This is a genomic window from Pseudoalteromonas luteoviolacea (assembly GCF_018100925.1).
Lineage (GTDB): Bacteria > Pseudomonadota > Gammaproteobacteria > Enterobacterales > Alteromonadaceae > Pseudoalteromonas > Pseudoalteromonas obscura.
The window spans coordinates 14,538-29,323 of sequence record NZ_JAGJEH010000003.1 but is presented as its reverse complement, the minus strand read 5'-3'; the positions used below and the strand labels follow the sequence as shown (position 1 = coordinate 29,323).

The following is a 14,786-nucleotide window of genomic DNA, read 5'->3' as shown; positions in this document are numbered from 1 at the left end:
ATCACCTATACCGCTAAATCAGTCAATTGGCTTTTGGCTATGTCGCTGACCTGACCGTCTAAGATCTGAATATTACGATGCGCTCTTTGTGCCAATTCATTATCATGGGTCACCATAATCAATGTGGTGCCTTGTCGATTTATTTCTTGTAGGAGTTCCATAACTTGGCGAGCCATCATGGTATCTAGGTTACCAGTAGGTTCATCCGCCAATAGAAACCTAGGTTTGCCCGCCAGAGCTCTGGCAATGGCAACCCGTTGTTGTTGTCCACCACTAAGCTGTGCAGGGAAGTGACTTGCGCGGCTACCTAAGCCAACCAACTCTAGACTCTCTTCAATACGTTTTTTACGTTCTTGTCTGTTTATCCCGCGAAAAATGAGTGGCACCTCAATATTGTCGTATAAATTTAAGTCAGCAATGAGGTTGAAGCCTTGAAAAATAAATCCTATCTTTTCATTTCTGAGCTTTGACAAATGCTTGTCCGTAAGTTGGCTGACGTCTTCCCCGTCTAACAGGTACTGTCCTTCTTCGAACGTTTCTAATAAGCCGGTAATGTTTAAAAAGGTGGTTTTGCCTGATCCTGATGGGCCAGTCACTGCGATGAATTCACCTTCTTCAACACTGAGATTTACTCCACTTAGAGCGTGTGTCTCGACTAAGTCAGTACGATAGATTTTGCTGATATTATTCATTTGTAGCATGGTTTTTCCTTTATTTTTATTCGCTTAGAATGACTTGTTGAGCTTGCCCAAATGGGGAAAGACTAGATATTACTATTGTATCACCAGCCTGCAAGCCGCTTTTTACTTCTACTTCTCTGATACTTTTTGCACCCAATGTGATACGTGTCCTAATTGCGCTGCCGTCTGCAATTTTGTAGGTGGTAGTTGCGGAGCCAGTTTCGACAAATGCACCGCGTTCCACCTTTAGAACATTCTGCTTATGGGAAATGATAATTTGGGCGTTGACACGTTGATTTTGGCGCAAACTTTCAGGTTGTTGATCGAAGCGAATACGACCTGACACGCGACCATTTTCGACCTCAGGTGAAATGGCCATCAGTGTTGCAAGATAGTACTGGTTGTTAATTTGCACTTTGGCCTTCAACCCAATGCCCAATTCATCTGCGAGATTTTCGGGAATATATGCTTCCACTTCTAATTCACTCAAATCAACCAGTGACATCAGCTCACTATCTCGTTGTACGTGTTGTTTTTGCTGAACATTTAAATTGCCAACGATGCCATCGAGCGGTGAGGTGAGTGTTAAAGCATCCACTTGGCGTTGCAAATCAGTGACAAGATGGCGTTGTCTATCTAAATCCAATTGGGTGCTTTGCAGCTCAAAGTTGAGTTGTTCTTGTGATAGTTTCAAGCTCTCGATAGCATGGCGTTCATTGAGCTCTGCACGTTTGAGTTCAACCATGGTTTGCTCTAACTCTAGTTTGGAAATAATTTGCTTTTCAATGCTCGCGTTTGCACGGGCCATTTCACTCTGTGCAGCTTCAAGTTCTACTTTTGCCAACTCCATCTTTTGTGTATTGTCGAGCTGCTGTTGTTTGATGGCAATTTGCTTGCGTTTTACTTCCATTTCTATACGCCTTAATGTGGCTTCTTCTTGCAGCAATTGGTTGCGAAGCTCCGGACTATCCAAGCTCGCTAACGCTTGTCCTGCAGTGATGGAGTCACCGGCTTTGACATGCAGTGTCACGGTGCCTGACGCAATGGCGTAGAGTGACGGGCTAACAGCCGCAAGGGTACGTCCTTCTACTCGTATATCTTGGATCATATCGCCCCTGACCACTTGTGCTGTTTTTAGCTGTTGACTTGATACCACTTGCTCTGCGGATAACAGTTGTGAAAAGTCTTCAATTGACAGTGCGACAGCGCTGAGAAGCCCAATGCCTCCAAGCCCTGCCAACAGCCACTTTTTCGCAGTGGGCTTTTTTGTTATTACTTTATCCTGTTGTGATGTATTGCGGATCATGGCGTCCGGCTCCTTGAATCTATGTCGTTTGCTTTTACATATCAATCACTGTGCCAATATTTATCTTGTTGTTTTTATTGTGTTTTATTTATTTTGTGGCGAGTGTTCATTGGTCATCGGACGGACACCGGACAGTACGCGGACAGTAAAATTAAAGCGGACGCCGGACAATTATTTACTGGTTCGAATGAAAGGCACAGAGTTAACGGCGACGTACTCGTGAAGCGTCGCTCTGTTTTGTGATTGATACTTACAGAGTAAAAGTCGTCATGGAGGTAAAAATGATGGTTATGTCTTTATATATCAATATAGAGGTCGAAGCTATGGCGTTTGATTATTGCCAATTTATCCCATATTGGCTCAAGGTATGGAGTACGGCAAGTTGGATCAATACTAACCAGATAGTGAAAATACTGCTCCATGTTTTTGATAATCCCAAAATGCGATTAAAAAGAAATACCAGCCATACAAAAGATAGGGACAGACCGAGTGGGCCATGTAATGTGCTAAGTGCATAAAGTGTAGTAATGGTGGCAATAAAAACGGCGAGCGCGCAGCGCATGATGCTGCCATAGTCTGCGCCAATAAAGCGCACTGTAGCTTTAGCGGGGACGAGTGTGAGCACAAACAGTAAAGACATCACTAAGAAAGCAGATTCAATTTGATAGTGTAATTCCATTTAACAATCTATGAAGGTTAAGTTTCCAAGTAGGGTAATTATTTCATATTAAGCACGGTGATTACTAGTCACGTTAACACGCGCATGTGATCTTTGTAGAGCTGGTTAAGATTTTAATATTAATTTCTACTTCAAATCTAATACAAAAAAACTAAATAATTTGGTTTTGTTCATATTCTTTCCTTATTTCATGCGCATATTCTGACTTGGTGGCCTGATTTAGCGCTAATGCTATGATTTTGATGAATTTGTTTTCATTTTAGGGATGAAAAAGAATGACATCTTAATCTCAAGTGAGGTCATCGACATAACCCCAACAAGAATTTGGTAGTCGTTATGGAGGAACTGCAATGTTTGGAAAAAACTACCGTCGCTCGATATATCAACTTGCGCTCATTCCCATTTTTATGGGGGTATTTACAGTGCAAGCGAATACCCCAATAGAAGTATCTGCGCCAGAGCAACTGATCGCCAAGGTTCATTCAGCCACAGAAGTGGGATTGAACTGGCAGGCCCCAAAAGATGTGGAGGGCATCACTGGATATCGCGTTTTTCGTGATGGCAAGCGAGTAGGCCGCACCAAGATGACCTTTTTTATCGATACCTCAGCGAGCCCTAACGTGGAGCATGCCTATCATGTGGTCGCTGTTGCCAAAGGCCTAGGGAGAAAAATCAGCCTTCCTTCAAACATAGACAGTGTGAGGACCTTGAAAAATGATGACAACGAAGGGTTGCGTAATGGGTCTGTGATCAGAGTGGGTATCGCGAGGTTGGTAGACCACTGTGGTACTAATGATATTGATGCGATCCCTGAACAAGAGCTTGATACTTGTATGGATAAGCTAATCGAGCACTATACATTGCGAGAAGGGCTCGCGGATATGCAAGCTTATGCAGCGCGTTACCGTCGCCAAGAAGACCAAGAACTGATTGAATTGGGAAAAAGGCTCTTTTTTAGTAAAGCTTTAAGTCAAAACTTCGATACTTCGTGCGCATCCTGTCATCATCCCGCAGAAAGCTGTGGCAGTGATGGCTTATCTTTGTCTGTGGGCGTAAATGCCAATGATCCAGATATCATGGGGCTCGGCAGGACGGACGGTCAGGTGATACCTTCTGTCGGACGCAGCTCACCTCAAATATGCAACACGGCACTGTGGGTAGATAGCATGTTTTGGGATCAACGAGTGAGATTGCGAGAAGCGAATCGCGACAGTGATGTTGGCACGGTGTCAACCGCTGACATACAAACGCCGGAACTGGCAGTTACACGTCTGATGAATGAAGAGGTGGAAAATACAGATCCATTACGCCTTTTGATGGCGCAGGCACACTTTCCCATCACGGCTCCTGCAGAAATGGGTGATCCTTCGGGGTTTGAGTCACCTCAAGCTTACCGTGAGTTTATTGCACAGCGTCTATCGGAGGAGTGGAAGCCTTATTTTCATGCTGCATTTGGTGACGAACAAGTAAGCTTTTTACGTATTGCTCGCGCTATGTCTGCTTATCAGGCGTCATTTATGTTTATAGATAACCCATTTTTTGACTATATTGACGGTGAACGTCAAAAGCTAAACGAGGCAGAAAAGCGCGGCGCGATGTTTTTTTACACCGGGGCTGGGTGTGCAAATTGTCATGATGGTGTAATGTTCACGCCTGAACGGACGCGAGGTCCACTATACCCACAAATTGGTGCTCATGGTGTTGCAGATGGCAACTTTAAAAACCAGTTTAGAATGCCAAGTTTACTCAACGTGGGGATCACAGCACCGTATGGAGATAAAGGAGTATTTGCAACTTTAGAGCGGGTTATTGAGCACTATTCTGACGTGACAGGCTCTTTAGAGCGCTTTTATGGTGAAAACGAGACATGTGGGTTGGCGCAATTTCAACACTTAAATGCTGAGCAATGTGCCCAAGTTGTTGGTGACGCTGGCGAATATGTGTTGGCGTTAAATGCACAAAATCGAGCCGCATCCGATCGGAGCGATGAGGCTATTATTCGCGGTTTCACCCCTCAACAAGTAGGTTATCTGGCCGCGTTTTTACGTGCTTTGACTGATCCTGAGGCCATTGCTGGCAGCAATGAGATCAATGCTTTGATCCCACCAAGAGATGGTGGGCCAGATGGTCATCAGTTTGATGCCATCAACAAGGAAGGGGAGGCGCTGTAAAAGGTATATTAGCAGGCATGCAAAGTGTCTGCTCTCTACTTTTCTATATATCATTGAATTTTCTATTATTTACATTCTTTTTTTCAGGTTAATTTTGTTTTAGGATGATATCCGAGTATGCATAATCGAAGGAAAGCGTAGTGATGGATTTTCATTCAATGATAGAAGTTTGGCATGAGTTTTACTCCGTACTATCTCAAGTAAGTGCAACGTTCGCAGGGTTACTTTTTGTTAGCCTATCACTACGTCACGAAGTGCTAAATCACCCCGAGTGTGTTCGCGTAAAACGCCTTGCGCAACACACTTTTAAAGCGTTTTTATACTTGGTGGTATTTTCACTTATTTTCATGATCCCTAAAGCAGGGCTCCTAGGTACAACCATACCATTATTTCTAGTCGCGCTTTATGCGCTGGTGATCACTGCACGGGGGTTGAAAGTCGAGTTAAAAGACAAATCAAAATACAGTGTTCAGGTGTCAGGAGCAATTAAGATTTACCTGCTATCTTTGCTGACATATCTGATGTTTGGTGTAGTGGCTGTGCTGCTATTTATCGGCGTTAATAATGCACTTTATTTGGTCGTCGGTTTAGTAATATGGACTTTGGCGCTGGTAACGACAAGCTCATGGAAACTGCTGGCGGAGTTGAACGCGGGTAATATTAGACAAAGTGACAAATGACTCACATAACAGCGTGTTTATCTTAGTCCATAGATACAAGCCCAGCCAATAGATGCTGGACTTGTAGAGTTTTGCCGTGAAGTGTTTGTTATTAGCTAGTTGACAGTTCACCTTGGACTTGAGCTATGTCTTGTTGGACTTGCTTTGCCTTTTTCGCAAACTTCTGGGCGCTATACCAACACAAACTAGCGATTGTAATGAACATGAGGTCGACAATAAACAAATCTACTAGCACTGCGTTTGATAAAACACTGCCATATTGCAAGTAGCTCGGCATGTTTGCCAACGCAGCAAGTGCAAAGACAAGCCCGGATAACTTGAGCGAATATTGGCAGAATTGAGGTTGTTGCTTAACAAACAATGAGACGACAGTACAGATAAAGAAACTTGTATAAACGATGGTATGAATGCTCGTCATACGGCCTTCGAGGTCTATCGGCAATACTTTGGCTGCCACCGCACCTAACGCAATTGCAATCATACAGCCAATAAACGCGCCTGATGTTAACCGAGTGACAAAAGCAAGGCTACGCTGGCTCTGCTTTTTTTGTTTGGCACGTTTGCTTATCCACATCAGGTTGCCGGTGATAATCACATAGGCGGTAGCCAGACCAAGAATGAAAAAGGCAATACGCATACCGTAACCTGCAAAATCGCCAAAATGAAGACTGGCAATAGTGGCAAGACCCCCTCGCAAATTGTTGTCGTAGTTATCGTGCGTAATGTAAATTTGCTTCTGATCCTTTAGGGTATAACGTACGTCCACCTCGTTGGAAAACTCATCGTTACTTTTCGCCATGAAAACCAATACGGCATTTTCATCACCAAAGTGCTCGATCATCATGCGTCTAAGTGTGACATCGCCGAGTTCTTCCATGGCCCTGACATACAATTCGTCTATGCCCGTCATTGCCATGCGAGTGTCAGCTTCTTCAATATGAGGTTCGTTAAACCCTGCTGCTTGAAGTACTTTTTCTTGGCTGCCTTGATATAATATCAGGGCGTAAGATATTTGATAGACAATGACCAAGTTAAATACCAGCCCTGTGAATGCATACATGATGTGAAATGGCAGCCCCATGGTACCGATTAAGTTATGGGCGTCGAGCCATTTATCCTTGTTGGCACCAAATCGATATTGGTAAAAGTTGTTAAACAGTTTACGCCAGTGGATCACTACACCACTGAGTAAGGCAACAAAAAAGAACAATGTGATGATGCCGACAAAATAGAGACCTATACGCCCTATACCTAAATCATAGTGGAGGTGATAGACAAAATTGGCAAACTGGAAGTTGTTCGCGGGGGCTATAACATCGCCAGTTACCGGGTCGAGCAACAAGCTCATATCTTGGTGGTCTTCGCCAGTTTCTGGGTGGGGCTCGTCAAGATCGACGGCAAAGTACGCCTGAATGAATGGGTTGCGCTCAGTTGGTTCGTAAAGGTAGAAAATATGGTGTGTATCAACTTGATACTGCTCGTCTAGTTTTGCCATAACAGTATCGTAAGACACTTGTTGGCTATGAGGAGCATGCTCTCCAATCAAGGCGACTTTTTCCCAAGTATCGAGGTTTTCACGGAACAAGCTAATAGAACCAGCAATAAATACGATAAATAAAACAAATGAAATGATTAGGCCAATCCAGGCATGTGCATTAGTCAGAGACTTTAAAGTTTGGCTTTTCACTGTGTTACACCATTAAAATTACGTTAAGGAGTGCAGATGGGAGCAATACTAATAACAAATATTTAGCTGCCTTGAGTGAGGTTTCAAAGGCATAGACCCAAACCATGATCCCGGCCCAAATAGGAAAACCTAAAATAAGGCCTATGAGCAGGCGAGTGTCTTCCTCAAACGGCAGAATTAAGTTGGTATTGAGTGCGATAGAGATAGAAATTAGTAAGCCAAAAATAAATCCGAGTATTGATTTAGGCCACATAGACAACCCCTCCAACTGTTGAGCAAAGGACAACGAGAAGCACGGACGTTGTCATAAACAAGCGCTTAGACTTACCTGACAGGATCGTCACAGAGACCAAGCCTAACATCAAAACCACTAGACTCGCCAAAAGTGCAGACACAAGGGGGAAGGTATGTGCGAAAAGGGCGTTTGCAAAAAGATATAGCGCAAGTGCCACCAAATAGCCTAGCCACTTATTAATCGGGTTAGCCAGCAGGCGTTGCTTGGGGCTAGATAGGTATAGCAACAAAGATGCTATCCATATAGGGATAATAGCGAGAAAGCTCATGGAAATAAAAATCATTGTTATTTTGATGTTTATTGTTTCAATAAGTGAATCAAATTTCAACAATAAAAGTATGAAGATCTTACAAGCAAAGTGAAAATATGGTGGGCCTCTCACTAAAATAGGGGAAAAGACCAAAGTGTTCTAGTTGCTGGGTCACCTGGATCAGGGCCGACGATTTTGCCGCCAAATAGCTTAAAAGTACTGATCAGAGGCGCATTGGTTACTTGAGTTCTTCCAAGCCAGTGACTGTATCCATGTGCTCTAGCGCTATTTTCAAAATGCTGTTTTAGGCGACAAATCAACCCCATACCCGTCTTACTTTTATGCAGCGATTTATCTATCACAAGCAAATCGGCATAGAGTTCGAGCTTTGTACTGTTTTTAAAGGATTTGGGGAAACCCCAAATGAGTCCAACAAGTTGGCCGTTGTGAAATGCAAGATACCCTAAACTATTGATCTTGGATGTGAAGTAATACTCTGTGCGTGACGGGCTCCAGAAGGAAACTAGCTCTGAGTTACAAATAGGGCAGTGTGTCAAATTATGGTATGTGTCAGTGCTGACACTGAAGTTATTACCTTTGCAATGAGGGCAGACTAAACCCAAATTGACAACAGCATCTTGTTCACAATAGGCTGCGTGCAAATAGTTGGCTAATGCTTTGTTGCCGCCGATATTGTTCAAGGTAAACTCCTTGATGTCAAAGTGTACGGCTTTACTGATAAATGTATTGATAAGTGTTTGGTTATGGCTCATGAATTTAGATATACCTGTTGTGGTTCTCGTAGCATTTGTAAACTTTGGGTTGCTAACTCTGTGATGGGGTCTATTAAAGGTATATTTGCCAAGCGGGGTAGATCTGTACAGCCCAATATAAGCTGGCTTGCTCCCCTTGCTAGTAAGCGTTGAGCGATATCATTTAATCGGGCAGATGGACATTTTGGTTGAAGGGCTTCTGCGCGGCGAACTTGCGACATAATATAGTGGTCAATTTTTTTTTGCTCATTGGGTGTCGGTATTATTAAGTTGATATCATAGGAGTGCATTGCTTTGTCATATAGACCTTGCTCTATTGTGTGTGAGGTGGCAAATAATCCTGCACTTTCAACTTTTTTATGTGCGAGCGCTTTGACTGTGAGGTTAACTGTGTTGAGTACCGGGATCTGCACATGAGCTTTAATGTCTTTGATAAAACACGACAGCGTATTGCAAGGCAAGGTAATGAAATCTGCGCCACCGCGTTCTAGCTTTTTTGCTGATTTAATGAGTAGACTCTTGTAGGGCATCAGATCAGCGCCTTGAGTGAGCGCTTCCTCTTCTAGCGAATAGGGCACAGGTATGCTGTCTAGGAGAATATGAGGCCTATGACCCAATGTACTTCGCTGTTTTTGCAAAGCTAAGTAAAATTGTGCACTTGCACTAGGCCCGACTCCGCCAATGATACCAATTGTACGCATGGTGTTATCTATTAACTGTTCAATTATTTAGTATGCACTACATTATCGATATCTTTGCATGTAAATCCATTACAGCACTATTACGCTATGACACTTCTATTTAAGCAAAAGTAATTGCCAATCAAATTGTGGGGATGCAATGACAAACAGGGGGGTGTGTTAGGTAGGGCTGAGTAAGTGGCTGCAGTTTTAAGCTACAGCCAGTTTTGTTACTTCAGTTATAACGTATCCTTAAGTAACTCTAAAACCTCTTTTACTGATAGTTTGGAAATCGCATCATGACCACTGAGTAGTTGGTGCGCCAAATCACGTTTTTGCTCATGCATGGCCAAGATTTTTTCCTCAATCGTGTTTTGTGCAATAAGGCGATAAATGGTTACAGGACGCGATTGACCAATACGGTGTGCGCGATCTGATGCTTGTGCTTCGACAGCGGGGTTCCACCAAGGATCCATATGAATAACATAATCAGCCGCGGTTAAATTTAATCCGGAGCCACCGGCTTTAAGGCTGATCAAAAAGACATCTCCGTCGCCGCGCTGAAATGCATTGACACGCTCTTGTCTATGTTTTGCTGTGGTTGAGCCATCTAAATATTGATATCTGACCCCGCGGTTTTGCAAATGTGCTTCGAGTAATTTCAAATGACCAACAAATTGGCTAAAAATAAGCGCTTTGTGGCCATTGTCGCGTAGCTCTAATAGTAACTCATCAAGTTTGGCCAATTTCGCGCTGCTCAGACTTAACTCTGGCGCAACTAAATTAGGGTTACAGCAAACTTGGCGCAACTTGGTCAGTTCTGCGAGCATTGCGAGATGCTGAGTCCCTGCATCCTGTTGTTCATTAGCTTCAGCAATATTCGTGATCGCCGTCTGTCGCAGTGCTTCGTACAAGGTTTGCTCTTCATCACTGAGTTGTATCGGGACGTTGATCTCGGTACGAGGAGGAAGCTCGGTGAGCACTTGATGTTTCATTCTGCGCAGGATAAAAGGCTGTAATAATGTTTTTAAATTTTGCTGTGCGTAGCGTGCAGCAATGGGCTTTTCATCTTTATTGTCTATTGGCTGAATAAAACGCTCTGAAAAGCGTTTTAAATTCCCAAGTAACCCTGGATTTACAAAACGGAAGAGCGACCATAACTCAACTAGGTTGTTCTCAATAGGTGTACCTGTTGTGATCATTTTAAACTCACCTTTTAGCGCGCAAGCCGCTTTTGCCCGTTGTGAGAGCGGATTTTTAATCGCCTGCGCTTCATCGGCAACGATAGATGACCAGTTTATTTCCTTTAATAATGCAATATCGCGCACCAGTAATCCGTAGCTGACAACGACAACATCATGGGCTTGAAGCTCTGAAAATAGCGCGTGGCGTTTTTCGCCAGAGGGGAAGTGCGCAAGCATTTTTAATGTTAAAGTTGGGGAAAATTTGCGCGCCTCTTGTTGCCAATTAAAGCACACTGATGTTGGTGCAATGATTAAGCTGGGTCCTTTGTGTGCTCTCGATAGCAAGACTGCGAGAGATTGTAATGTTTTACCCAATCCCATGTCGTCGGCGAGACAGGCCCCAGCGCCCCAATGGGCAAGTCGCATGGCCCAGTCATAGCCTGCCAATTGGTAGTCGCGAAGTGTTGCTTGTAAATCAGCTGGTGGTGCGAGTTCTAAAGTGTTTGCTTGGTGCATTAGCTGCGATTGCTGATCCCACGCATGGAGTGTTTTCATGCGCATGCCAGTGGTGGCTTCAGAGACAATTGGGCTGGCTAAGGGGTGAAACCGACCTTGCTCTGTACTTTGATTTAACTGAACAAGTTTCTCATGAAGAGCATGAGACAGCGCAATTACCTGCTGTGTGTCTAACTCAATAAATCGGCCATGACTTTGCTCAACAAGCTTGAGTAGATCTTTGAGTTCTATCACTTGTTGATCATTGATTTGCAGTTCACCATTGAGATCAAACCATTGATTTTTCTTAGAGATAGCCAGTTGTAAATGCTGTGACTCTAAAGGAGCAGAGAGCTGTACTTTTTTTCCTTTTGGCCAACGAATTTGGACCGGGAGTGGTGGCGTTTTTTGTAGCGAGAGCTCTAGCTGCTCTAGTGCGCACAACGCATCTTGTAGGTCTGCAATACAAAGCCGGTTGTCTGCCATAGCTAAAAAAGCAGGGCATTGTGTATCTAGGTTATCTAGTAGTTCTTGTTCCATCACTAGATTTCGCTTGGTGGCAATGCGCTTACCATTGATCTCTGTGCTGATACTTGCATTGCCCACCCCAGGGTGAAATGCAGGGCCTGCATCGCCAAAGGGCATGCTTAAGCAGTGAAACTCCAAACCTTGCTGATAGGGACTGACATTGATCACCAGCTGCTGCTGTGCTTCAACCGTCTCAAGGCCGATATCAATATCGCTCACATCCGATTGAATATTTAACAGCGGTGCTATGGCCGCAATACTAGCAATGAGTTTTTGCTTAGCTTGCTTGGGGATAAGTAGTCCGTTTTCGCCAATTATACTTGCGATTTTTAAGTGTGGCTTTTCAAAGTAAGTAAATACATACTTATATTCTGAGTCCTTTCTTATCGAATATACAGCACTGCGTTTTGCAAAGTCATTGGGGAGTTCTGGCAAACTTAACAGTAATTGATCTCCGCACTCGGTAATAGCGAGTTGAGCAGGCGACTCTGCTACTTCAATCGGCTCATTTAAATCGCTCACATGATAGATGTTCGAGGCGTGAACGGCTGTGCGAAGTGCACTGATGTTCTCCAAATGATAATGCGTTTGCTGCCAGTGTTGCTCAATGGAGATAGCCTCAATCATACTGAGGTCCGATGGTGATAAGAATGGTAATTCCTGATGGGTTAAATGCAGGGTTTCAAGAGAGACCGCTTTACCCTTGCTCCAACCGCTTTGTTGTTGCTTTTGTATTTTTGCAGTGAAACGTACACTATTTTTATCTATATCGAGAAGCCAAATTAACCGTTCTGTATTTTGAGTCTTGTCTTGCTCCGATGAAATGTGTGCGGGCGCTAGCGCTAGTAATTTATCCAGCGCTAGGTCCCACTCAGATTGCTGCTTGATGAGCCTAGGAAAATTCAGCGCTAAATGCGTATTGTATGTTGTCGAATTAGCCTCTACTTGCAGCTGATTAGCCATAGCTGACAAAATGTTGAGCCGGCCAGCATCAAAAAATGCGCGACATAGTGTCAATCGTTCTAATTGTGGATGATCAAAAGGTTGTTTGCACCAGTACAAAGCAAACAGAGAGAAAAGCTGGCATACATAATAGGTTAGAGGGCTGTCTTGTAAATCACGTTCCTGCTCTGAAAACTGAGTAATAAAAGGAGCGCAAGTTAGTAAAGATTCACTCAAGCATTCAAATAGTTGTCCAATATAATAATTTGCTTTAGTACCTTTTTTGTCTGAGAGCTGATTGCTAGCAAGCGTCATTGCTTGTTCAATATGGTTATTTTGACCAGTGCCAGATGCCATCAAAGCAATTAAGTGCAACCAGCCAAAAAAGCCATGTAAGTAAGGCGCTTTCTTTTTAGAGTATTTTTGTTGTGCTTGCAATGCAGCATTGAACTGATCACATGCAGCCAGCAATTGATTGTCTAGAAGTAAAAAACAGGCCTTAAGCTGTTGGCCGTAACTCGTTATGTCATTGGCTTTTATGAGCTGTTGCGCTTGTTCAGTATCGTTCATCAGCAACAAACTTTCACACAGTAGTAAACGTAGATTACGATTATTCGGGCTCTGAGCTTGAGCCTGTGCTAACAACTCAATTGTTTCACTTGGGTCCATACCAAACTGTTTTTGATTAGATAACAGAGCTGCAAAAGCTTGATATTGCATATCCTCTGGGAGTTCGAGAAACGTATCTAACTGAAATGGGAAAAACACAAAATGCACCAATGCTGCGTTATTGTGAACATTGACTACTTGCGGGTTTTTGTTAAATGCGAGGCGACTTTTTGCTTTGGGAATTTGACCTAAAAACAAAAAGTCACGTGTAAGACGGCTTTCATCTTCTGGATCTCTTTCCCATTCGTAGGCATTGAGTACCGGTATATACTCCTCTGCACACTTTAAAATAGGTAGCAATAGCCCAAGTTTTTGAACATGTTGTGTGACAAGGTTCGCGACCAATGGATTAATACGTAAGTTTAATTGCTCACACAGTGCCAACTGCTTGCTTTCAAGTACCGCTGTTAATTCTGAACTTAACGCTGATATTGGCCTGCCTTGCGCGATGACTCCTTGCTCTGCCAATCGCTTCAATATTTGTTTAATCTTGATTGTCGAAGCTGATTTAAACACGACGGCAAGCACCTGAACTAGCGCTTTATAATCGTCATCGAGTGCCAGATAGTTTTGATAAAGCCGCTCTATTGTGGCATGTGTGTCAGCTGTCAAATTAAGCGAGCGATTGATTGCGTCCAAAAGTATTCCTAAACATACGGTATTGCCGGGGAAAGTACCAAATGGCAGCGTTTGTCACAAGCTTTATGCTAGGTTTAAAAGTGATAGATATAAAAGGCATTTTTTCCAGCTACTGATGCTTGCGCCAATTCAAATCGACATTTTTCAAGGGCGCGGATAGAGCCGAGATTAGATGGGTCAACACCTGCGTGCACCGTTTGAATTGCTGTGCTGTGTTTTAAATAATCCATTACGCCCGACAGTAATTCGGTGCCATATCCCTTTCCCCATGCTTGCTCGGCAATTAAATAACCGAGGTGAGCATTGTATTGTTCGCTGTGCACGATAGCCATTCCAAGGGGGATATAGGTTGAATTGAGAGATGATTGCTTGGGTACTGCGATGTAAATTTCAGCCTCTTTTAATTTGTCATTAAGCCAATGATGTGCGCGACAATCTTGGGGTGGAGATTGCCAATCTTGCGGTAAAAACGACACCACAGAAGGTGTGAGTATCTGTACGGTGGGTATAGCGCGTTTGGGGTTTTCTAGCAATGCGCTACAGGTATAGAAATCTAATCTCGAAGTTTGAAACAAAGGCGTCATAACTAAATTGCTCCATGGGCAAGCCAATCTCGACTGCCCACTAATCTGTATTCGTTAATGTTAGTTAGCTTTTTATTTTTGTGACTGTTTAAATGCCATAAGTTGCTGATGGCCGGATAGTGCGGGACCTGCAAGTGCTTTTAGTAGCAAGCTACCTACATAAATGAATAGCGCGGTAACAAGAGCATCTAAAAACCACGCAATTGGTACTGCGGCAATGCCTATAACGCTCGGCATAACTTGTAAACTTGGGAGCGTAAATTGTTGTGTGATGCCATGGAGGCACAGTGCGATCCAAAACCCAAAGCAGTAGGGGCAATGCCAAGCGTCGTAGAGGTAGGCTGCTGGTTTAGGTAGTTTATTGATTAGCGCAGTAAACCAAGTGCCCCAGTCAGGGAGCTTTTCCCAAATCAAAATATGTAACGTGAGGCCAATCAAGGCCGCGGAAAAGTTTATTGTCTCTGTAGAATCAATCATAATACACCTATCAATCTGCGTTTTTTAATATGTTGGCTATTTTAGTTAGGTTTATAGCCGTTATAAA

The 14,786-nt window shown here is 43.4% G+C and carries 13 protein-coding genes; 2 read left to right on the top strand and 11 right to left on the bottom strand.

Annotated features, from left to right (window positions below):
- Window positions 1–5: 5 nt before the first annotated feature.
- From J8M00_RS06310 to J8M00_RS06300, 3 genes are all read right to left on the bottom strand, one after another.
- The gene (locus J8M00_RS06310) at window positions 6–701 is read right to left on the bottom strand and encodes an ABC transporter ATP-binding protein (RefSeq protein ID WP_211009485.1); all 696 of its coding nucleotides are present in this window, start codon (window positions 699–701) and stop codon (window positions 6–8) included.
- Window positions 702–717: 16 nt separating this feature from the next.
- Window positions 718–1,986: an efflux RND transporter periplasmic adaptor subunit gene (locus tag J8M00_RS06305; RefSeq protein WP_211009484.1), complete on the bottom strand. Its 1,269-nt coding sequence runs from the start codon at window positions 1,984–1,986 to the stop codon at window positions 718–720.
- Between the two features lie 334 nt (window positions 1,987–2,320).
- The gene (locus J8M00_RS06300) at window positions 2,321–2,665 is read right to left on the bottom strand and encodes a hypothetical protein (RefSeq protein ID WP_211009483.1); all 345 of its coding nucleotides are present in this window, start codon (window positions 2,663–2,665) and stop codon (window positions 2,321–2,323) included.
- 350 nt (window positions 2,666–3,015) lie between these two features.
- On the opposite strand from J8M00_RS06300, the gene J8M00_RS06295 reads away from it, so the two are divergent.
- A complete protein-coding gene (locus J8M00_RS06295) occupies window positions 3,016–4,836 on the top strand; it encodes a cytochrome c peroxidase (RefSeq protein WP_211009482.1) in 1,821 nt (606 codons plus the stop codon).
- Window positions 4,837–4,976: 140 nt separating this feature from the next.
- Window positions 4,977–5,516, top strand: coding sequence for a hypothetical protein (locus tag J8M00_RS06290; RefSeq protein ID WP_211009481.1), 540 nt, complete (start codon window positions 4,977–4,979; stop codon window positions 5,514–5,516).
- A 91-nt stretch (window positions 5,517–5,607) separates the two neighbouring features.
- Here the strand turns inward: J8M00_RS06290 and J8M00_RS06285 are convergent, their stop codons facing one another.
- The 8 genes from J8M00_RS06285 to J8M00_RS06250 all read right to left on the bottom strand — a co-directional run bounded on the left by J8M00_RS06285 (window position 5,608) and on the right by J8M00_RS06250 (window position 14,719).
- The gene (locus J8M00_RS06285; protein WP_211009480.1) at window positions 5,608–7,203 is read right to left on the bottom strand and encodes a PepSY-associated TM helix domain-containing protein; all 1,596 of its coding nucleotides are present in this window, start codon (window positions 7,201–7,203) and stop codon (window positions 5,608–5,610) included.
- Window positions 7,204–7,207: 4 nt separating this feature from the next.
- The gene (locus J8M00_RS06280; RefSeq protein WP_211009479.1) at window positions 7,208–7,456 is read right to left on the bottom strand and encodes a hypothetical protein; all 249 of its coding nucleotides are present in this window, start codon (window positions 7,454–7,456) and stop codon (window positions 7,208–7,210) included.
- Window positions 7,446–7,766, bottom strand: a complete 321-nt coding sequence (locus J8M00_RS06275; protein WP_211009478.1) for a hypothetical protein — start codon at window positions 7,764–7,766, stop codon at window positions 7,446–7,448. Before J8M00_RS06275 ends, J8M00_RS06280 begins: the two co-directional genes overlap by 11 nt.
- A 113-nt stretch (window positions 7,767–7,879) precedes the next feature.
- The gene (locus J8M00_RS06270; protein WP_211009477.1) at window positions 7,880–8,521 is read right to left on the bottom strand and encodes a hypothetical protein; all 642 of its coding nucleotides are present in this window, start codon (window positions 8,519–8,521) and stop codon (window positions 7,880–7,882) included.
- The gene (locus J8M00_RS06265; RefSeq protein WP_211009476.1) at window positions 8,518–9,222 is read right to left on the bottom strand and encodes an aspartate/glutamate racemase family protein; all 705 of its coding nucleotides are present in this window, start codon (window positions 9,220–9,222) and stop codon (window positions 8,518–8,520) included. The genes J8M00_RS06270 and J8M00_RS06265 overlap by 4 nt, the downstream gene beginning before the upstream one ends.
- A 218-nt stretch (window positions 9,223–9,440) precedes the next feature.
- The gene (locus J8M00_RS06260) at window positions 9,441–13,658 is read right to left on the bottom strand and encodes a DEAD/DEAH box helicase (protein ID WP_247687271.1); all 4,218 of its coding nucleotides are present in this window, start codon (window positions 13,656–13,658) and stop codon (window positions 9,441–9,443) included.
- Between the two features lie 74 nt (window positions 13,659–13,732).
- Window positions 13,733–14,242, bottom strand: coding sequence for a GNAT family N-acetyltransferase (locus J8M00_RS06255; RefSeq protein WP_211009475.1), 510 nt, complete (start codon window positions 14,240–14,242; stop codon window positions 13,733–13,735).
- 72 nt (window positions 14,243–14,314) lie between these two features.
- Entirely contained in the window at window positions 14,315–14,719 is a 405-nt protein-coding gene (locus J8M00_RS06250; protein WP_247687270.1) for a hypothetical protein, read from the bottom strand.
- Window positions 14,720–14,786: the final 67 nt, after the last annotated feature.

What these genes read in the sequence shown, in the direction of transcription:
- J8M00_RS06305 (WP_211009484.1), bottom strand. Translation starts at nt 1,986, where the DNA reads ATGATCCGCAATACATCACAACAGGATAAAGTAATAACAAAAAAGCCC.
- J8M00_RS06250 (WP_247687270.1), bottom strand. Translation starts at nt 14,719, where the DNA reads ATGATTGATTCTACAGAGACAATAAACTTTTCCGCGGCCTTGATTGGC.
- J8M00_RS06270 (WP_211009477.1), bottom strand. Translation starts at nt 8,521, where the DNA reads ATGAGCCATAACCAAACACTTATCAATACATTTATCAGTAAAGCCGTA.
- J8M00_RS06310 (WP_211009485.1), bottom strand. Translation starts at nt 701, where the DNA reads ATGCTACAAATGAATAATATCAGCAAAATCTATCGTACTGACTTAGTC.
- J8M00_RS06265 (WP_211009476.1), bottom strand. Translation starts at nt 9,222, where the DNA reads ATGCGTACAATTGGTATCATTGGCGGAGTCGGGCCTAGTGCAAGTGCA.
- J8M00_RS06300 (WP_211009483.1), bottom strand. Translation starts at nt 2,665, where the DNA reads ATGGAATTACACTATCAAATTGAATCTGCTTTCTTAGTGATGTCTTTA.
- J8M00_RS06295 (WP_211009482.1), top strand. Translation starts at nt 3,016, where the DNA reads ATGTTTGGAAAAAACTACCGTCGCTCGATATATCAACTTGCGCTCATT.
- J8M00_RS06280 (WP_211009479.1), bottom strand. Translation starts at nt 7,456, where the DNA reads ATGTGGCCTAAATCAATACTCGGATTTATTTTTGGCTTACTAATTTCT.
- J8M00_RS06275 (WP_211009478.1), bottom strand. Translation starts at nt 7,766, where the DNA reads ATGAGCTTTCTCGCTATTATCCCTATATGGATAGCATCTTTGTTGCTA.
- J8M00_RS06255 (WP_211009475.1), bottom strand. Translation starts at nt 14,242, where the DNA reads ATGACGCCTTTGTTTCAAACTTCGAGATTAGATTTCTATACCTGTAGC.